This is a genomic window from Aeromonas sp. sif0611 (assembly GCF_019218845.1).
In the GTDB taxonomy this organism is placed as follows: domain Bacteria; phylum Pseudomonadota; class Gammaproteobacteria; order Enterobacterales; family Aeromonadaceae; genus Aeromonas; species Aeromonas media.
In genome coordinates this window covers 1-15414 of record NZ_JAHUWU010000011.1, presented here as the reverse complement: position 1 = coordinate 15414, position 15414 = coordinate 1, and the positions used below count along the sequence as shown (strand labels likewise).

Below are 15414 nucleotides of genomic sequence, written 5' to 3'. Positions count from 1 at the left end.
CGCATCCGTGGATGCGCCCTTCTGCATTGTCAGGCTTGTGGCTCGGCCGTCTTGCGGTAGCGCTTGCCGTATTTGAGTTGCTGGATCAGCAGGGCGGCGACGATCAGCGCCAACCCTATGGGGGTGGCGGGGTGGATGCTCTCACCGATCAACAGATTGAGCAGCACCAGCGAAGCAAACGGCGAGATAAAGATGAGGTTGCTGATTGGAGCCGTGTTGGTGGCGTGGCGCAGGGCCATCAGCCAGAGCACGAAGCCGAAACCCATCTCGAACAGCCCCACATAGATGGCACCGAGCCAGCCCTGCCAGGCGGTCATGGCAAAGTCGGCGAGCAGCCAGGTCGCCACCACGATGAATGGCAGGCTGATGAGGAAGCCGAGCAGCAGGCTGACGATGGGGTCCCCTTGATTGCGGGTATTGAGGATCCAGTAGCCTGCCCAGATGAGGGTCGAGACCAGGGCCAGCGTCACACCGAGCGGGCTGTCAAACTGCAGGCCGAACACATCTCCCCTGGTGGCGATCACCAGGGCGCCGAAGTAGCCAAGCACTATGGCCACCCCGTCACGGCGACGCAGTTTCTGGCCGAGGAAGGGGACGGCTAGCAAGCTCAAGGTGATGGCCCAGGTGTAGTTGAGGGTCTGGGCCTGTTGCGCCGGCAGCAGATCATAGGCCTTGAACAGCAGCAGGTAATAGAGGAAGGGGTTCAGCACCCCTAGGGCCAGATAGTAGAAGGGGCGGGCCCTGAGATAGCTCAACAATAGGGGCAGCTTGCCCTGGATCGCAACGATGGACCCCAGGGTCAGGGTCGAGGTGATGGCGGCGACCAGCAGCAACTGCACAGGCTCGAAGTAGGCGAGGGATATCTTGAAGGCGGTGGCTACCGTCGACCAGAGGGCGACGGCGCAGAGTCCGTATTGATAGGCTTTCTTCTGATTCTTGAGCATCGGGGTCGTTCCGCTGACTGAGGCAAGGGGGCAGTCTATCAGCCTGTTTGCAACATTGTCGTTACCGCCTTGTAGCGGGCAGGGGAGCGATCGCCGGCGAGATCCATCCGCCACACAAAATTGCGCACAATCTGTCCGCCTTCTCTTGCGCGAATTGAAAAAATCCGTATAATCCCCTCCGCTTGCCCATGAGGCATGCCAGACGATATGTCTGCTTGCTGAGCTTCCCGTTTACGTGTCGCCAGCCATACAGTCCCCCCGATATGGGGGGAAACGTGAAAAATCACACCTCTGGCGGGAGTAATCTCGGTCGGGCGGTGTTGATTTATGTTCTTTTATCTATTGGAGCTCTGTCAATGCAGAACCAAAGAATCCGTATCCGCCTGAAGGCTTTTGATCATCGCCTGATCGATCAATCCACTGCGGAAATCGTTGAAACTGCAAAGCGCACCGGCGCGCAGGTTCGCGGTCCTATTCCGCTGCCGACTCGCAAAGAGCGCTTCACCGTCCTGATCTCCCCGCACGTCAACAAAGATGCGCGTGATCAGTACGAGATCCGCACTCACAAGCGTCTGGTAGACATCGTTGAGCCGACTGACAAGACCGTAGACGCCCTGATGCGTCTGGATCTGGCAGCCGGTGTAGACGTCCAGATCAGCCTGGGTTAATTACGGAAAGAGGTTGATAACAATGACAATCGGTCTTGTAGGTCGCAAAGTGGGTATGACTCGCATCTTCACTGAAGATGGCGTTTCTATCCCGGTGACTGTTATCGAAGTTGAAGCTAACCGTGTAACTCAGGTCAAATCTGTAGAAACCGACGGCTACAACGCTATTCAGGTTACCACTGGCGCCAAAAAAGCCAGCCGTGTGACCAAGCCGGAAGCTGGCCACTTCGCCAAAGCTGGTGTAGAAGCCGGTCGCGGTCTGTGGGAATTCCGCCTGAACAACGGTGAAACTTTCACTGTTGGTAGCGAGCTGAAAGTAGATCTTCTCGCTGACGTTAAGATGGTAGACGTTACCGGCACATCCAAGGGTAAAGGTTTTGCGGGCACTGTAAAGCGCCACAACTTCCGCACCCAGGATATGACCCACGGTAACTCCCTGTCCCACCGTGTACCTGGCTCCATCGGTCAAAACCAGACCCCGGGCCGTGTATTCAAGGGCAAAAAGATGGCTGGTCACATGGGTGCTGAGCGTGTAACGACTCAGAACCTGGAACTGGTTCGTGTTGACGCTGAACGCAACCTGCTGCTCATCAAAGGCGCAGTACCGGGTGCAACCAACGGCAACGTGATCGTCAAACCTGCCGTCAAAGCGTAACGTCTGAGGAGATAGTAATGGAATTGGTAATGAAAGACGCCAAGAGCGCTCTTGAAGTTTCCGAGACTACCTTCGGGCGCGAATTCAACGAAGCTCTGGTTCACCAGGTCGTCGTTGCATATGCCGCTGGTGCCCGTCAGGGTACTCGTGCGCAGCTGACTCGCTCTGAAGTGTCTGGTGGCGGCAAAAAGCCGTGGCGTCAGAAGGGTACTGGTCGTGCCCGTGCTGGCTCCATCCGTTCGCCCATCTGGCGTTCCGGTGGTGTGACCTTTGCTGCTAAGCCGCAAGATCACAGCCAGAAAGTAAACAAGAAGATGTACCGCGGCGCTATCCGTAGCATCCTGTCCGAGCTGGTACGTCAAGAGCGCCTGATCGTTGTCGAGAAATTCGGCATCGAAGCGCCGAAGACCAAAGAACTGATCGCCAAGCTGAAAGAAATGGAACTGACTGACGTTCTGATCGTGACTGCTGAAGTCGATGAGAACCTGTTCCTGGCTGCTCGCAACCTGTACAAGGTCGACGTGCGTGATGTTGCCGGTATCGACCCGGTCAGCCTGATCGCTTTCGACAAGATTCTGATGACTGCTGACGCAGTTAAGCAAATCGAGGAGATGCTGGCATGATCCGCGAAGAACGTCTGTTGAAAGTTCTGAAGGCTCCGCACATCTCTGAAAAGAGCACCATGGTCGCAGAAAAGCAGAACACTATCGTGTTCAAAGTTGCTGTTGATGCCACCAAGGCGGAAGTCAAAGCTGCAGTTGCGAAACTGTTCGAGGTCGAAGTTGAGACCGTCCGTACCCTGAACATGAAGGGTAAGACCAAGCGCTCAGGTGCGCGTGTAGGCCGTCGTTCCGATTGGAAAAAGGCTTATGTGACCCTGAAAGCTGGTCAGGACATCGACTTCATGGGCGCAGCCGAGTAAGAGGAGTTCTCAAAAATGGCAATCGTTAAGTGCAAGCCTACTTCTCCGGGCCGCCGCCACGTCGTCAAGATCGTCAACCAAGAGCTGTACAAGGGCAAGCCCTTTGCCGCTCTGCTGGACAGCAAAAGCAAGTCCGGTGGTCGTAACAACAACGGCCGTATCACTACCCGTCATATCGGTGGTGGTCACAAGCAACACTACCGTATCGTCGACTTCAAACGCGACAAAGACGGCATTCCGGCCAAAGTAGAGCGTCTGGAATACGATCCTAACCGTACCGCAAACATCGCCCTGGTGCTGTATGCAGACGGTGAGCGTCGTTACATCCTGGCTCCGAAAGGCCTGAAAGCAGGTGATGCTATCGCTTCTGGTGCTGATGCTGCGATCAAGGTAGGTAACTCCCTGCCGATGCGTAACATCCCGGTTGGTTCTACCGTTCACGCCGTAGAAATGAAGCCTGGTAAAGGTGCTCAGCTGGCTCGTTCCGCTGGTACTTTCATCCAGATTCTGGCTCGTGAAGGTAACTATGTAACTCTGCGTCTGCGTTCCGGCGAAGTACGTAAAGTTCTGGCCGAGTGCCGCGCCACCATTGGTGAAGTGGGTAACTCCGAGCACATGCTGCGTCAACTGGGTAAAGCCGGTGCAAACCGCTGGCGTGGTATTCGTCCGACCGTTCGCGGTATGGCGATGAACCCGGTTGATCACCCGCACGGTGGTGGTGAGGGTCGTAACAAGGGCATGCAGCCTGTGTCCCCATGGGGGCAGAAGGCTAAGGGCTTCAAGACCCGTAAGAACAAGCGTACCGACAAGTACATCGTACGTCGTCGTAACAAGTAATTGTTAACATAGAGGAATCACCATGCCACGTTCTCTCAAGAAGGGTCCATTTATTGACCTGCACTTGCTGAAGAAGGTAGAGAAAGCGGTGGAAAGCGGGGATAAAAAGCCGGTTAAGACCTGGTCCCGTCGTTCAATGATCATCCCGAACATGATCGGTTTGACCATCGCTGTCCATAATGGTCGTCAGCACGTTCCGGTTTTCGTTACCGAAGAAATGATCGGTCACAAACTGGGTGAATTCGCACCGACTCGTACTTATCGCGGCCATGCTGCTGATAAGAAGGCTAAGAAGCGCTAAGGGATAAATGATGGAAGCTATCGCTAAACACCGTTATGCCCGTACTTCTGCCCAGAAAGCTCGTCTGGTAGCCGATCAAGTACGTGGTCTGTCCGTAGACAAGGCTCTGAACATCCTGACCTTCAGCCCGAAAAAGGCTGCAGTTCTGGTGAAGAAAGTGCTGGAATCTGCCATTGCAAACGCTGAGCACAACGAAGGCGCCGACATCGACGCCCTGCGTGTTGCCACCATCATGGTAGACGAAGGTCCCTCCATGAAGCGCATCCGCCCGCGTGCCAAAGGTCGCGCGGATCGTATCCTCAAGCGTACCGCTCACATCACTGTAGTGGTATCCGACGCTAAGGCTGGGAGATAAGCAATGGGTCAGAAAGTACATCCTAATGGCATTCGCCTGGGTATTACCAAGCCTTGGAATTCTACCTGGTTCGCGAACACCAAAGACTTCGCTGACAACCTGTACAGCGATTTCCAAGTACGCCAGTTCCTGACCAAGGAGCTGAAAAACGCTTCCTTGTCCAAGATCACCATCGAGCGTCCGGCCAAGAGCATCCGTGTGACCATTCACACCGCTCGTCCGGGTGTCGTGATTGGCAAGAAAGGCGAAGACGTTGAGAAACTGCGCAAAGCCGTAGCCGCTATTGCTGGCGTGCCTGCTCAGATCAACATTTCCGAAGTCCGCAAGCCGGAGCTGGATGGCAAACTCGTTGCCGACAGCATCACTTCTCAGCTGGAACGTCGCGTAATGTTCCGTCGCGCTATGAAGCGCGCCGTACAGAACGCCATGCGCCTGGGTGCCAAGGGCATCAAAGTAGAAGTGTCCGGTCGTCTGGGCGGCGCTGAAATCGCGCGTACCGAATGGTACCGTGAAGGTCGTGTGCCTTTGCACACCCTGCGTGCCGACATCGACTACGCAACTTCTGAAGCCCACACCACTTACGGTGTGATCGGCGTCAAAGTTTGGATCTTCAAGGGCGAAGTTCTGGGCGGTCTGGCTGCTGTTAACGCTGCCGCTGCTCAAGAGCAAGCTCCTGCAAAGCCCAAGCGTGACAACAAGCGCCGCGCTGCTAAGTAAGGAGATTCGGTAAATGTTGCAACCTAAGCGTACTAAATTCCGCAAGACCCATAAGGGTCGTAACCGCGGTCTGGCCAACTCTGGTAACGAAGTATCCTTCGGTACCTTTGGCCTGAAGGCGACATCTCGTGGTCAACTGACTGCTCGTCAAATCGAAGCAGCCCGTCGTGCCATGACCCGTCACGTAAAGCGTCAAGGTAAGATCTGGATCCGTGTGTTCCCGGACAAGCCCATCACCGAAAAGCCCCTCGAAGTTCGTATGGGTAAAGGTAAGGGTAACGTGGAATATTGGGTCTGCCCGATCCAGCCTGGCAAGGTTCTGTACGAGATGGATGGTGTACCTGAGGCTCTGGCGCGTGAAGCGTTTGCCCTGGCCGCAGCTAAGCTGTCTGTTCAGACCACTTTCGTAATTAAGACGGTGATGTGATGAAAGCCCAAGATCTGCGTCAAAAGAGCGTCGAAGAACTGAACCAGGAGCTGCTGGGTCTGCTGCGTGAGCAATTCAACATGCGCATGCAAGCTTCCACCGGCCAACTGGCTCAGACTCACACTCTGAAACAAGTGCGTCGTGACGTCGCACGTATCAAGACTGTACTGACTGAGAAGGCAGGTGCGTAATGACTGACAAGATCCGTACTCTGCAAGGTCGTGTAATTAGCGACAAGATGGACAAGTCCATCACCGTCGCTATCGAGCGCAAGGTAAAGCACCCGATCTACGGTAAGATCATCAAGCGCACTACCAAGCTGCACGTACATGACGAGAACAACGAGTGTAAAGCTGGCGATCTCGTGGAAATCCGCGAATGCCGCCCGCTGTCCAAGACCAAGTCCTGGACCCTGGTTGCTGTCGTAGAAAAGGCCTAATTCGGTACTTTTTAGCCCAAACGGCCCCCCATCGGGGCCGTTTGTTTTTTAGGCTACCTTTTCAAAAATACCTGTGTTATAGTTTCGCGCCTTTTGAAGGCAGCCAGATCCCATCAGGGATAAGAAGTAAACAAAGCGGAGCACTAAGATGATCCAGATGCAAAGTATGCTGGGTGTTGCCGACAACTCCGGCGCTCGCAGTGTAATGTGTATTAAGGTTCTGGGTGGTTCGCACCGCCGTTATGCCGGCATCGGCGACATCATCAAGGTTTCCATCAAGGAAGCTATTCCTCGCGGTAAAGTGAAGAAAGGTGATGTGTATAACGCGGTGGTCGTACGCACCCGTAAAGGCGTTCGTCGTCCGGACGGCTCAGTCATCCGTTTCGACAACAATGCGGCTGTGTTGCTTAACAACAACCAACAGCCAATCGGTACTCGTATTTTTGGCCCGGTGACCCGTGAACTCCGTAATGAGAAGTTCATGAAGATTGTGTCCCTGGCACCCGAAGTACTGTAAGGAGTCGAACGATGGCAGCTAAAATCCGTCGCGAAGACGAAGTAATTGTTCTTACCGGCAAAGACAAGGGCAAGCGTGGCAAAGTCACTCAAGTCCTGATTGCAAAAGGTAAGGTAATCGTGGAAGGCATCAACCAGGTGAAGAAACACCAGAAGCCGGTACCCGCATTGGGTCAGGCTGGCGGTATCGTCACCAAAGAAGCCCCCATCGATGTATCTAACATCGCGCTGTTCAACTCTGCCACTGGCAAGGCTGACCGCGTTGGTTTCCGGATTGAAGACGGCAAGAAAGTCCGTTTCTTCAAATCCACCGGCGAACTTGTGAAGTAATTGGAGTTTAACGATGGCGAAACTGCATGATTACTACAAATCCGATGTAGTAAATGAACTGTCCAAGCAGTTCGGTTACAAGACTATCATGCAAGTCCCTCGGATCGAGAAAATCACCCTGAACATGGGTGTTGGTGAAGCGATCTCTGACAAGAAGTTGCTGGAAAATGCTGCTGCCGATATGGCTGCCATTTCCGGTCAGAAACCGCTGATCACCAAAGCACGCAAATCTGTTGCGGGCTTCAAGATTCGTGAAGGCTACCCGATAGGTTGTAAAGTAACCCTGCGTGGCGAGCGTATGTGGGAGTTCCTGGAACGGCTGATTTGCATCTCCGTACCGCGTATCCGTGACTTCCGTGGTCTGAACGCCAAGGCGTTCGATGGCCGTGGTAACTACTCCATGGGCGTGCGTGAGCAAATCATCTTCCCGGAAATCGACTATGACAAGGTCGATCGCGTCCGTGGTCTGGATATCACCATCACCACTTCCGCGAATACCGACGAAGAAGGCCGTGCTCTGCTGGCTGCCTTTAACTTCCCATTCCGCAAGTAAGGTTAGGGTTATGGCTAAAACATCCATGAAAGCACGTGAAGCAAAGCGTGCGAAGCTGGCAGCCAAGTTCGCCACTAAGCGTACCGAGCTGAAAGCTATCATCGTTGATATGAACGCTTCTGAAGAAGCGCGTTGGGATGCTGTCTTGCAACTGCAACAGCTGCCCCGTGATTCCAGTCCGTCCCGCCAGCGTAACCGTTGCAACATCACTGGTCGTCCGCACGGTTTCCTGCGGAAGTTTGGCCTCTCTCGCATCAAGGTGCGTGAGCATGCCATGAAGGGCGAAATTCCGGGCCTCAAAAAGGCCTCTTGGTAAGAATCTCGGGAGTTAGACTATGAGCATGCAAGATCCGATCGCGGATATGCTGACCCGCATCCGTAACGGTCAGGCGGCGAGCAAAGTTGCGGTTTCCATGCCTTCTTCCAAGCTGAAAGTGGCTATCGCCAAAGTGCTGAAAGAAGAAGGTTACATCGCTGGCTACAACGTAGCTGGTGACGTGAAGCCGGAACTGGAAATTGAATTGAAATATTTCCAGGGCAAGCCGGTTGTAGAACTGATCCAACGCGTGAGCCGTCCCGGCCTGCGTATTTACAAGCGCACTACTGATCTGCCGAAAGTCATGGGCGGTCTCGGTGTTGCTATCGTGTCCACGTCTAAAGGTGTGATGACCGACCGTGCTGCCCGCAAGGCAAGCATGGGTGGTGAGATCATCTGCTACGTCGCTTAATAGGAGGTCGGAAATGTCTCGCGTTGCTAAGGCACCCGTCACTATTCCTGCTGGCGTAGAGGTGACTCTGAACGGTCAGGAACTGTCCATCAAAGGTGGTAAAGGTTCTCTGGTTCGTTCCATCCACGCCGGTGTAGAAGTGACCAAAGAAGACAATGTACTGAAGTTCGCCCCGCGCGACGGCATCGCTGGTGCTGACGCTCAGGCCGGTACTGCCCGTGCATTGGCTAACAACATGGTAATCGGTGTTACCCAAGGCTTCGAGCGCAAGCTGCAGCTGGTTGGTGTAGGCTACAAAGCCTCCATCAAGGGCAATGCTGTCGCGCTGGCTCTGGGCTTCTCTCACCCGGTTGAGCATGCGCTGCCGGCTGGTGTCACCGCTGAATGTCCGTCCGCCACAGAGATCATTCTGCGTGGTGTGGACAAGCAGCTGGTTGGCCAAGTCGCCGCCGATATCCGTGCTTACCGCGCTCCGGAGCCCTACAAGGGCAAGGGTGTACGCTATGCCAACGAGCAAGTGCGTACTAAAGAAGCTAAGAAGAAGTAAGGTAACACTATGGACAAGAAAGCAGCTCGTCTCCGTCGTGCTACTCGTGCTCGGAAAAAGATGCAGGAACTGGGAGCTACCCGTCTGGTTGTTCACCGTACCCCGCGTCATATCTATGCGCAGGTTATCGCAGCCAACGGTTCCGAAGTTCTGGCCTCTGCTTCTACAGTAGAGAAAGCCATCAGTGAAGCGCTCAAATCTACCGGTAATGCTGATGCAGCTACCGCAGTAGGTAAAGCAATCGCTGAGCGTGCTATTGCCAAAGGCGTTCAGAACGTATCTTTCGATCGTTCCGGTTTCAAGTATCACGGTCGTGTAGCCGCTCTGGCTACCGCTGCTCGTGACGCTGGTCTTCAGTTCTAAGCTAGGAGTCGAAGATGGCTAAAGTCGAATCTCAAGCCGGCGAACTGCAAGAAAAGCTGATTGCAGTAAACCGTGTTTCGAAAACTGTTAAAGGTGGTCGTATCATGTCCTTCACCGCGTTGACCGTGGTGGGTGATGGTAACGGCCGTGTAGGTTACGGTTACGGTAAGGCCCGTGAAGTTCCGGCCGCTATTCAAAAAGCGATGGAACAGGCTAAGCGTAACCTGAACAAGGTTGAACTGAACAATGGCACTCTGCACCACCCGGTGCGCGGTGTTCACTCCGGTTCCACCGTGTTCATGAAGCCGGCCTCACAAGGTACTGGTATCATTGCAGGCGGCGCCATGCGTGCCGTACTGGAAGTTGCCGGTATCCACAACGTGCTGGCCAAGACCTACGGTTCCACCAACCCAATCAACGTTGTTCGCGCAACTGTAGACGCTCTGGTTCACGGTCAATCACCGGAACAGATCGCTGCCAAGCGTGGTCTGCGCGTTGAAGAAATTCTGGGGTAATGCGACATGGCTAACACTGTAAAAGTAACTCAAACTCGCAGCTCTATCGGCCGTCTGCCAAAGCACAAGGCGACTCTGCGTGGTCTGGGTCTGCGTCGCATTGGTCACACCGTTGAGCTGGAAGATACTCCCTGCGTACGCGGCATGATCAACCAGGTTTATTACATGGTTAAGGTGGAGGGCTAAGCATGCGTCTGAATACTCTGTCTCCGGCCGCTGGTTCCAAGCGTGTTAAGCACCGTCCGGGCCGTGGTATCGGTTCTGGTCTGGGCAAGACCGGTGGTCGTGGTGTGAAAGGTCAAACTTCTCGTTCCGGTGGCGGTAAAGTCCGCAACGGTTTCGAGGGTGGCCAGATGCCTTTGAAAATCCGTCTGCCGAAGTTCGGTTTCTTCTCTCGCAAATCTTTGGTTTCTGCCGAAGTGCGCCTGAACGAAATCGCCCTGGTAGAAGGTGATGTGGTCGATTTGAGCACTCTGAAGCAAGCCGGTGTTGTTACCAAGAACATCGTTTTCGCTAAAGTTGTTCTGTCTGGCAACATTGACCGTGCTGTGACCGTTCGTGGTCTGTCCGTCACCAAAGGTGCACGTGCAGCCATCGAGGCCGCTGGCGGTAAAATCGAGGAATAATCAGTACAATGGCTAAGAAACCAGGATTGGATGTTAAAGCACAAGGTGGTCTGAGTGAACTGAAGAGCCGTCTGCTCTTCGTTCTCGGGGCAATTATCGTGTTCCGCGCAGGCTCTTATGTGCCGATTCCTGGTATTGACGCCGCCGTACTGGCCGAGTTGTTCCAACAACAGAAGGGCACCATCATTGAGATGTTCAACATGTTCAGTGGTGGTGCACTCTCGCGTGCTTCTATTCTTGCGCTGGGGATCATGCCGTATATTTCGGCGTCGATCATTATCCAGCTGCTGACTGTGGTTCATCCTGCTCTTGCTGAACTCAAGAAAGAGGGTGAATCCGGCCGTCGCAAGATTAGCCAATATACCCGTTGGGGCACGCTGGTTTTGGGAACGTTCCAGGCCATTGGTATTGCAACCGGTCTGCCGAATATGATGCAAGGACTCGTGACTCATCCGGGTTTGGGCTTCTATTTTACAGCCGTTGTGAGTCTGGTCACCGGTACCATGTTCTTGATGTGGTTGGGTGAACAGATTACCGAGCGTGGGATTGGTAATGGTATCTCGCTGATTATTTTCACGGGTATCGTTGCTGGTCTGCCTCATGCCATTGGCGCTACGGCCGAACAGGCACGTCAAGGGGAATTGCACATCCTGCTGTTGTTGTTGCTGGGCTTGATTGTTTTCGCAGTGACTTACTTTGTGGTGTTCGTGGAGCGTGGTCAGCGTCGTATCGTCGTTAACTATGCAAAGCGTCAACAAGGCCGCCAGGTATTCGCCGCGCAAAGCACACACCTGCCGTTGAAAGTGAATATGGCCGGTGTGATTCCTGCGATTTTCGCATCCAGCATCATCCTCTTCCCAGGGACCATTACCTCTTGGTTTGGTCAGGGCGAGGGCAAGGTGGCTGATGTCCTGCAACAGGTCTCTATGGTCCTGCAGCCGGGTCAACCCTTGTATGAGATGCTCTATGCAGCAGCCATTATCTTCTTCTGCTTCTTCTATACCGCGCTGGTGTTCAACCCCCGCGAGACAGCAGATAATCTGAAGAAGAGTGGAGCCTTTATCCCGGGGATCCGCCCGGGCGAGCAGACAGCACGTTACATCGATAAGGTTATGACTCGCCTGACATTGGCAGGTGCGCTCTATATAACCTTTATCTGTCTGGTACCCCAGTTCTTGATGACTGCCTGGAACGTACAGTTCTACTTCGGTGGCACTTCGCTGCTGATTATCGTGGTAGTTATCATGGACTTCATGGCTCAGGTTCAGACCCATATGATGTCTCATCAATATGGCGACGTCCTGAGGAAGGCCAACCTGAAGGGCTACGGCCGCTAAAGGTCGGCGTAGTTACGGAGTTAAGCAATGAAAGTTCGTGCTTCCGTTAAGGCAATCTGCCGTAACTGCAAAATCATCAAGCGTCACGGTGTGGTGCGTGTGATTTGCAGCGAGCCAAAGCATAAACAGCGCCAAGGCTAATTTTTTACGGTTAGTACTTGCAACAAATAGTTGTGCTGGCTAATATAGCCAGCCAACTTTTGTTGTGTATTGGTTGACCGCCACGTATCCGCTCACGGGCTTTGTGGTGGTCGTTATCTACTATATGTAGGAGTGAATAGTGGCCCGTATCGCTGGCATTAACATTCCTGACCATAAGCATGCAGTCATTGCGTTGACTGCGATTTATGGCGTCGGTCGTACCCGCTCCAAGGCCATCTGTGCCGCAGCCGGTATCGCTGAGAATGTGAAAATTAAAGACCTGGACGAAGCTCAGATCGAGAGTCTGCGTGAACAAGTAGGTAAATTCACCGTTGAAGGTGACCTGCGTCGTCAGATTTCCATGAACATCAAGCGATTGATGGATCTGGGTTGCTACCGTGGTTTGCGTCACCGTCGTAGCCTGCCTGTTCGTGGTCAACGTACCAAGACCAACGCTCGTACCCGTAAGGGTCCGCGCAAGGCTATCAAGAAGTAACGGGAAGGTAGAAAATGGCTAAAACTCCGACTCGTGCTCGCAAGCGCGTTAAAAAGCAAGTGAGCGACGGTATTGCGCACGTTCATGCATCTTTCAACAACACAATCGTGACCATTACTGACCGTCAGGGCAATGCTCTGTCTTGGGCTACCTCTGGTGGTTCCGGTTTCCGTGGTTCCCGTAAGTCCACTCCGTTTGCTGCCCAGGTAGCTGCAGAGCGCGCTGGTGAGATCGCCAAAGAATACGGCGTGAAGAACCTGGAAGTCATGGTCAAAGGTCCGGGTCCCGGTCGTGAGTCTTCCATCCGCGCTCTGAACGCGGCTGGTTTCCGCATCACTAATATTACTGATGTGACTCCGATCCCGCACAACGGTTGTCGTCCTCCCAAGAAGCGCCGCGTATAACGCTGTAGCTACTTGGTCTAGGATTGTTGGAGAAAGAAGATGGCAAGATATATCGGTCCTAAGCTTAAGCTTAGCCGTCGTGAGGGCACCGACCTCTTCCTGAAGTCTGGTGTTCGTGCGATTGATTCTAAGTGCAAGATTGACACCGTTCCTGGTCAACATGGTGCGCGTAAAGCGCGTCTGTCTGACTACGGTGTGCAACTGCGCGAGAAACAAAAAGTACGTCGTATCTACGGCGTATTGGAAAAACAGTTCCGCAACTACTACCGCGACGCTGCCCGTCAAAAGGGTAACACCGGTGAAAACCTGTTGCAGCTGCTGGAAGGTCGTCTGGACAACGTCGTCTACCGCATGGGCTTCGGCGCCACTCGTGCTGAGTCTCGTCAGCTGGTGAGCCACAAAGCCATCATGGTAAACGGCCGCGTTGTGAATGTTCCTTCTTTCCAGGTATCCCCTGAGGACGTGATCTGCGTTCGCGAGAAGGCTAAGAAGCAAGCGCGTATCAAAGCTTCCCTGGAAGTTGCTGGTCAGCGCGAGAAGCCGACTTGGGTAGAGGTTGACGCTGCTAAGATGGAAGGTGCCTTCAAGCGCCTGCCAGAGCGTTCCGACCTGTCTGCCGACATTAACGAACAGCTGATCGTCGAGCTTTACTCCAAGTAAAGCTAGCTTCTAAAGAGAGGACACAATGCTGGGTTCTGTAACAGATTTTCTTAAACCGCGGCTAGTTGACATCGAGCAAGTTAGCCCGACTCACGCGAAAGTGACTCTCGAGCCGCTTGAGCGTGGCTTTGGTCACACGCTGGGTAATGCCCTGCGTCGTATTTTGCTGTCATCTATGCCCGGTTGTGCAGTTACTGAAGTCGAGATCGACGGAGTACTGCACGAGTACAGCAGCAAAGAAGGTGTACAGGAAGACATTCTTGAAATCCTGCTCAACCTGAAAGGTATCGCTGTGAAGCTGGAAGGCAAGGACGAGGTAACTCTGTCCCTGACCAAGTCTGGAACAGGCCCCGTTACCGCTGGTGATATCACTCACGGTGATGAAGTCGAGATCGTAAACCCGGAGCACGTAATCTGCCACCTGACAGGCGCCAATGCTGAGATCAGCATGCGTCTGAAAGTTCAGCGCGGTCGTGGTTATGTGCCTGCTTCTGCTCGTGTTCACAACGATGATGAAGAGCGTCCTATTGGCCGCCTGCTGCTGGACTCCGCGTTCAGCCCCATCGTTCGCATCGCCTACAATGTTGAGGCGGCACGTGTGGAACAGCGCACCGACTTGGACAAGCTGGTTATCGACATGGAGACCAATGGTACTCTGGATCCGGAAGAAGCCATTCGCCGTTCTGCCACTATTTTGGCCGAACAGCTGGAAGCCTTCGTGGATCTGCGCGATGTCAGCGTGCCCGAGAAGAAAGAAGAGAAACCCGAGTTTGATCCGATTCTGCTGCGTCCTGTCGATGATTTGGAGCTGACAGTTCGTTCAGCGAACTGTCTGAAGGCAGAAGCTATCCACTATATTGGTGATCTGGTACAGCGTACCGAAGTTGAGTTGCTTAAAACTCCTAACCTCGGTAAGAAGTCCCTGACTGAGATCAAGGACGTGTTGGCCTCCCGTGGTCTGTCTCTTGGCATGCGCCTTGAGAACTGGCCGCCCGCCAGCATCGCTGACGAGTAATCCAGATTACGGGTTTCACAGATTTAGTTAGAAGGATAAGGTCATGCGCCATCGTTTGAGTGGTCGTCAACTGAACCGGAACAGCAGCCATCGTCAGGCTATGTTCCGCAACATGGCCAGCTCCCTGGTTCGTCATGAGATCATCAAGACGACTCTGCCTAAGGCAAAAGAGCTGCGTCGTGTAGTTGAACCGCTGATCACCCTTGCCAAGACTGATAGCGTTGCTAATCGTCGCCTGGCATTTGCCCGTACTCGCGATAACGCGATCGTGGCTAAGCTGTTCAATGAACTGGGCCCGCGCTACCTGGAGCGCGCCGGCGGTTATACTCGCATTCTGAAATGCGGTTTCCGTGCAGGCGACAACGCCCCTATGGCTTACATTGAGCTGGTAGACCGCCCGGCCGCTGCTGAAGCAGCTGCTGAGTGATAAAGAAAAAGCCGGGCTTGTCCCGGCTTTTCTTTTTAATGGATTCTGATACTGCCTCAACTGCCTCAACTGCCTCAACTGCCTCAACTGCCTCAACTGCCTCAACTGCCTCAACTGTACTGTGGCTATTAGCCTAGCTCTTCGTCTACTTCTTCCTTATATAGGTATTCCTCTTCTTCGAGGCGAGCCTTCATTTACCTGGTGCAGGTGTGTAAGTACCAGCAAGATGCAGAGACCTATACAAGGAACGCTGCCAACTTGCTCCTAACTTAGGTTCATTTTGTGGATAAGTTTGTATAAAAGCTGTGTTTGGTTATGAATAACTAAAAAATTGCTATTTTTTGCAATTTTATTGCCTTGAGGGGCTTGCCAGAAAGTTTCAGCTCCCTATAATGCGCCTCCATCGACAGGGCAAGCGGCAACGCAAACAACCTCGTCGGTAACCTCGAAAAGCCTTTGAAAATAAGGCTTGACTCGAGAAGGCGGTTGAG

General features: G+C 53.5%; 29 protein-coding genes. 28 read left to right on the top strand and 1 reads right to left on the bottom strand.

The window, feature by feature from the left end:
- Positions 1–29 precede the first annotated feature (29 nt).
- On the bottom strand, positions 30–944 hold the full coding sequence (locus tag KW824_RS18890) for a DMT family transporter (protein ID WP_043133189.1): 915 nt from the start codon (positions 942–944) through the stop codon (positions 30–32).
- Positions 945–1300: 356 nt separating this feature from the next.
- Between KW824_RS18890 and rpsJ the strand changes: the two genes are divergently transcribed.
- The 28 genes from rpsJ to rplQ all read left to right on the top strand — a co-directional run bounded on the left by rpsJ (position 1301) and on the right by rplQ (position 14923).
- Entirely contained in the window at positions 1301–1612 is a 312-nt protein-coding gene (rpsJ, locus tag KW824_RS18885) for a 30S ribosomal protein S10 (RefSeq protein WP_005307944.1), read from the top strand.
- A 22-nt stretch (positions 1613–1634) separates the two neighbouring features.
- Positions 1635–2267 carry a 50S ribosomal protein L3 gene (gene rplC / locus KW824_RS18880; protein ID WP_025325385.1) on the top strand — a complete coding sequence of 211 codons (633 nt, stop codon included), beginning with the start codon at positions 1635–1637 and terminating at the stop codon, positions 2265–2267.
- A 17-nt stretch (positions 2268–2284) separates the two neighbouring features.
- Entirely contained in the window at positions 2285–2890 is a 606-nt protein-coding gene (rplD, locus tag KW824_RS18875; RefSeq protein ID WP_025325386.1) for a 50S ribosomal protein L4, read from the top strand.
- Complete coding sequence (gene rplW, locus KW824_RS18870; RefSeq protein WP_005331199.1) at positions 2887–3189, top strand: 50S ribosomal protein L23; 303 nt, start codon at positions 2887–2889, stop codon at positions 3187–3189. Before rplD ends, rplW begins: the two co-directional genes overlap by 4 nt.
- A gap of 15 nt (positions 3190–3204) precedes the next feature.
- Entirely contained in the window at positions 3205–4026 is an 822-nt protein-coding gene (gene rplB, locus KW824_RS18865; RefSeq protein ID WP_005331177.1) for a 50S ribosomal protein L2, read from the top strand.
- Between the two features lie 22 nt (positions 4027–4048).
- Positions 4049–4327, top strand: coding sequence for a 30S ribosomal protein S19 (gene rpsS / locus KW824_RS18860; protein WP_005307960.1), 279 nt, complete (start codon positions 4049–4051; stop codon positions 4325–4327).
- Positions 4328–4337: 10 nt separating this feature from the next.
- Positions 4338–4682 carry a 50S ribosomal protein L22 gene (gene rplV, locus KW824_RS18855; RefSeq protein WP_005319741.1) on the top strand — a complete coding sequence of 115 codons (345 nt, stop codon included), beginning with the start codon at positions 4338–4340 and terminating at the stop codon, positions 4680–4682.
- A gap of 3 nt (positions 4683–4685) precedes the next feature.
- Positions 4686–5399, top strand: coding sequence for a 30S ribosomal protein S3 (gene rpsC, locus KW824_RS18850; RefSeq protein ID WP_005331168.1), 714 nt, complete (start codon positions 4686–4688; stop codon positions 5397–5399).
- Positions 5400–5412: 13 nt separating this feature from the next.
- On the top strand, positions 5413–5826 hold the full coding sequence (gene rplP / locus KW824_RS18845; protein WP_005307963.1) for a 50S ribosomal protein L16: 414 nt from the start codon (positions 5413–5415) through the stop codon (positions 5824–5826).
- Positions 5826–6017: a 50S ribosomal protein L29 gene (gene rpmC, locus KW824_RS18840; RefSeq protein WP_005307965.1), complete on the top strand. Its 192-nt coding sequence runs from the start codon at positions 5826–5828 to the stop codon at positions 6015–6017. The genes rplP and rpmC overlap by 1 nt, the downstream gene beginning before the upstream one ends.
- Positions 6017–6265 (top strand): 30S ribosomal protein S17, encoded by a 249-nt coding sequence (gene rpsQ, locus KW824_RS18835; protein WP_005307966.1) that lies wholly within the window; start codon positions 6017–6019, stop codon positions 6263–6265. Before rpmC ends, rpsQ begins: the two co-directional genes overlap by 1 nt.
- 148 nt (positions 6266–6413) lie before the next feature.
- Positions 6414–6782 (top strand): 50S ribosomal protein L14, encoded by a 369-nt coding sequence (gene rplN / locus KW824_RS18830; RefSeq protein ID WP_005307975.1) that lies wholly within the window; start codon positions 6414–6416, stop codon positions 6780–6782.
- An 11-nt stretch (positions 6783–6793) separates the two neighbouring features.
- Positions 6794–7111 carry a 50S ribosomal protein L24 gene (rplX, locus tag KW824_RS18825; protein WP_025325387.1) on the top strand — a complete coding sequence of 106 codons (318 nt, stop codon included), beginning with the start codon at positions 6794–6796 and terminating at the stop codon, positions 7109–7111.
- A gap of 13 nt (positions 7112–7124) precedes the next feature.
- On the top strand, positions 7125–7664 hold the full coding sequence (gene rplE / locus KW824_RS18820; protein ID WP_005331162.1) for a 50S ribosomal protein L5: 540 nt from the start codon (positions 7125–7127) through the stop codon (positions 7662–7664).
- Between the two features lie 10 nt (positions 7665–7674).
- A complete protein-coding gene (gene rpsN / locus KW824_RS18815) occupies positions 7675–7980 on the top strand; it encodes a 30S ribosomal protein S14 (RefSeq protein ID WP_005331161.1) in 306 nt (101 codons plus the stop codon).
- A gap of 19 nt (positions 7981–7999) precedes the next feature.
- On the top strand, positions 8000–8392 hold the full coding sequence (gene rpsH / locus KW824_RS18810) for a 30S ribosomal protein S8 (protein ID WP_010672564.1): 393 nt from the start codon (positions 8000–8002) through the stop codon (positions 8390–8392).
- A 13-nt stretch (positions 8393–8405) separates the two neighbouring features.
- Complete coding sequence (gene rplF / locus KW824_RS18805; protein WP_025325388.1) at positions 8406–8939, top strand: 50S ribosomal protein L6; 534 nt, start codon at positions 8406–8408, stop codon at positions 8937–8939.
- 9 nt (positions 8940–8948) lie between these two features.
- Positions 8949–9302, top strand: coding sequence for a 50S ribosomal protein L18 (gene rplR / locus KW824_RS18800; protein WP_033130012.1), 354 nt, complete (start codon positions 8949–8951; stop codon positions 9300–9302).
- 14 nt (positions 9303–9316) lie between these two features.
- A complete protein-coding gene (gene rpsE / locus KW824_RS18795; protein WP_005340605.1) occupies positions 9317–9817 on the top strand; it encodes a 30S ribosomal protein S5 in 501 nt (166 codons plus the stop codon).
- Between the two features lie 6 nt (positions 9818–9823).
- Positions 9824–10003 carry a 50S ribosomal protein L30 gene (gene rpmD, locus KW824_RS18790; RefSeq protein ID WP_005307985.1) on the top strand — a complete coding sequence of 60 codons (180 nt, stop codon included), beginning with the start codon at positions 9824–9826 and terminating at the stop codon, positions 10001–10003.
- 2 nt (positions 10004–10005) lie between these two features.
- The gene (rplO, locus tag KW824_RS18785) at positions 10006–10443 is read left to right on the top strand and encodes a 50S ribosomal protein L15 (protein ID WP_025325390.1); all 438 of its coding nucleotides are present in this window, start codon (positions 10006–10008) and stop codon (positions 10441–10443) included.
- A gap of 8 nt (positions 10444–10451) precedes the next feature.
- Positions 10452–11780, top strand: coding sequence for a preprotein translocase subunit SecY (secY, locus tag KW824_RS18780; RefSeq protein WP_042652867.1), 1329 nt, complete (start codon positions 10452–10454; stop codon positions 11778–11780).
- 27 nt (positions 11781–11807) lie between these two features.
- Positions 11808–11921: a 50S ribosomal protein L36 gene (gene rpmJ, locus KW824_RS18775; protein ID WP_005319705.1), complete on the top strand. Its 114-nt coding sequence runs from the start codon at positions 11808–11810 to the stop codon at positions 11919–11921.
- Positions 11922–12060: 139 nt separating this feature from the next.
- Entirely contained in the window at positions 12061–12417 is a 357-nt protein-coding gene (gene rpsM / locus KW824_RS18770) for a 30S ribosomal protein S13 (protein ID WP_005307991.1), read from the top strand.
- 14 nt (positions 12418–12431) lie between these two features.
- The gene (gene rpsK, locus KW824_RS18765; protein ID WP_005319702.1) at positions 12432–12821 is read left to right on the top strand and encodes a 30S ribosomal protein S11; all 390 of its coding nucleotides are present in this window, start codon (positions 12432–12434) and stop codon (positions 12819–12821) included.
- A gap of 39 nt (positions 12822–12860) precedes the next feature.
- Positions 12861–13481 carry a 30S ribosomal protein S4 gene (rpsD, locus tag KW824_RS18760; RefSeq protein ID WP_010672568.1) on the top strand — a complete coding sequence of 207 codons (621 nt, stop codon included), beginning with the start codon at positions 12861–12863 and terminating at the stop codon, positions 13479–13481.
- Positions 13482–13506: 25 nt separating this feature from the next.
- Positions 13507–14496, top strand: a complete 990-nt coding sequence (rpoA, locus tag KW824_RS18755) for a DNA-directed RNA polymerase subunit alpha (protein ID WP_005307997.1) — start codon at positions 13507–13509, stop codon at positions 14494–14496.
- 43 nt (positions 14497–14539) lie between these two features.
- Positions 14540–14923, top strand: coding sequence for a 50S ribosomal protein L17 (gene rplQ / locus KW824_RS18750; protein WP_005307999.1), 384 nt, complete (start codon positions 14540–14542; stop codon positions 14921–14923).
- The last annotated feature ends 491 nt before the right edge of the window (positions 14924–15414 follow it).

Excerpts from the sequence above, each read along its gene's own strand:
- KW824_RS18890 (WP_043133189.1), bottom strand. The coding sequence starts at position 944 with ATGCTCAAGAATCAGAAGAAAGCCTATCAATACGGACTCTGCGCCGTC.
- rpsJ (WP_005307944.1), top strand. The coding sequence starts at position 1,301 with ATGCAGAACCAAAGAATCCGTATCCGCCTGAAGGCTTTTGATCATCGC.
- rplC (WP_025325385.1), top strand. The coding sequence starts at position 1,635 with ATGACAATCGGTCTTGTAGGTCGCAAAGTGGGTATGACTCGCATCTTC.
- rplD (WP_025325386.1), top strand. The coding sequence starts at position 2,285 with ATGGAATTGGTAATGAAAGACGCCAAGAGCGCTCTTGAAGTTTCCGAG.
- rplW (WP_005331199.1), top strand. The coding sequence starts at position 2,887 with ATGATCCGCGAAGAACGTCTGTTGAAAGTTCTGAAGGCTCCGCACATC.
- rplB (WP_005331177.1), top strand. The coding sequence starts at position 3,205 with ATGGCAATCGTTAAGTGCAAGCCTACTTCTCCGGGCCGCCGCCACGTC.
- rpsS (WP_005307960.1), top strand. The coding sequence starts at position 4,049 with ATGCCACGTTCTCTCAAGAAGGGTCCATTTATTGACCTGCACTTGCTG.
- rplV (WP_005319741.1), top strand. The coding sequence starts at position 4,338 with ATGGAAGCTATCGCTAAACACCGTTATGCCCGTACTTCTGCCCAGAAA.
- rpsC (WP_005331168.1), top strand. The coding sequence starts at position 4,686 with ATGGGTCAGAAAGTACATCCTAATGGCATTCGCCTGGGTATTACCAAG.
- rplP (WP_005307963.1), top strand. The coding sequence starts at position 5,413 with ATGTTGCAACCTAAGCGTACTAAATTCCGCAAGACCCATAAGGGTCGT.
- rpmC (WP_005307965.1), top strand. The coding sequence starts at position 5,826 with ATGAAAGCCCAAGATCTGCGTCAAAAGAGCGTCGAAGAACTGAACCAG.
- rpsQ (WP_005307966.1), top strand. The coding sequence starts at position 6,017 with ATGACTGACAAGATCCGTACTCTGCAAGGTCGTGTAATTAGCGACAAG.
- rplN (WP_005307975.1), top strand. The coding sequence starts at position 6,414 with ATGATCCAGATGCAAAGTATGCTGGGTGTTGCCGACAACTCCGGCGCT.
- rplX (WP_025325387.1), top strand. The coding sequence starts at position 6,794 with ATGGCAGCTAAAATCCGTCGCGAAGACGAAGTAATTGTTCTTACCGGC.
- rplE (WP_005331162.1), top strand. The coding sequence starts at position 7,125 with ATGGCGAAACTGCATGATTACTACAAATCCGATGTAGTAAATGAACTG.
- rpsN (WP_005331161.1), top strand. The coding sequence starts at position 7,675 with ATGGCTAAAACATCCATGAAAGCACGTGAAGCAAAGCGTGCGAAGCTG.
- rpsH (WP_010672564.1), top strand. The coding sequence starts at position 8,000 with ATGAGCATGCAAGATCCGATCGCGGATATGCTGACCCGCATCCGTAAC.
- rplF (WP_025325388.1), top strand. The coding sequence starts at position 8,406 with ATGTCTCGCGTTGCTAAGGCACCCGTCACTATTCCTGCTGGCGTAGAG.
- rplR (WP_033130012.1), top strand. The coding sequence starts at position 8,949 with ATGGACAAGAAAGCAGCTCGTCTCCGTCGTGCTACTCGTGCTCGGAAA.
- rpsE (WP_005340605.1), top strand. The coding sequence starts at position 9,317 with ATGGCTAAAGTCGAATCTCAAGCCGGCGAACTGCAAGAAAAGCTGATT.
- rpmD (WP_005307985.1), top strand. The coding sequence starts at position 9,824 with ATGGCTAACACTGTAAAAGTAACTCAAACTCGCAGCTCTATCGGCCGT.
- rplO (WP_025325390.1), top strand. The coding sequence starts at position 10,006 with ATGCGTCTGAATACTCTGTCTCCGGCCGCTGGTTCCAAGCGTGTTAAG.
- secY (WP_042652867.1), top strand. The coding sequence starts at position 10,452 with ATGGCTAAGAAACCAGGATTGGATGTTAAAGCACAAGGTGGTCTGAGT.
- rpmJ (WP_005319705.1), top strand. The coding sequence starts at position 11,808 with ATGAAAGTTCGTGCTTCCGTTAAGGCAATCTGCCGTAACTGCAAAATC.
- rpsK (WP_005319702.1), top strand. The coding sequence starts at position 12,432 with ATGGCTAAAACTCCGACTCGTGCTCGCAAGCGCGTTAAAAAGCAAGTG.
- rpsD (WP_010672568.1), top strand. The coding sequence starts at position 12,861 with ATGGCAAGATATATCGGTCCTAAGCTTAAGCTTAGCCGTCGTGAGGGC.
- rpoA (WP_005307997.1), top strand. The coding sequence starts at position 13,507 with ATGCTGGGTTCTGTAACAGATTTTCTTAAACCGCGGCTAGTTGACATC.
- rplQ (WP_005307999.1), top strand. The coding sequence starts at position 14,540 with ATGCGCCATCGTTTGAGTGGTCGTCAACTGAACCGGAACAGCAGCCAT.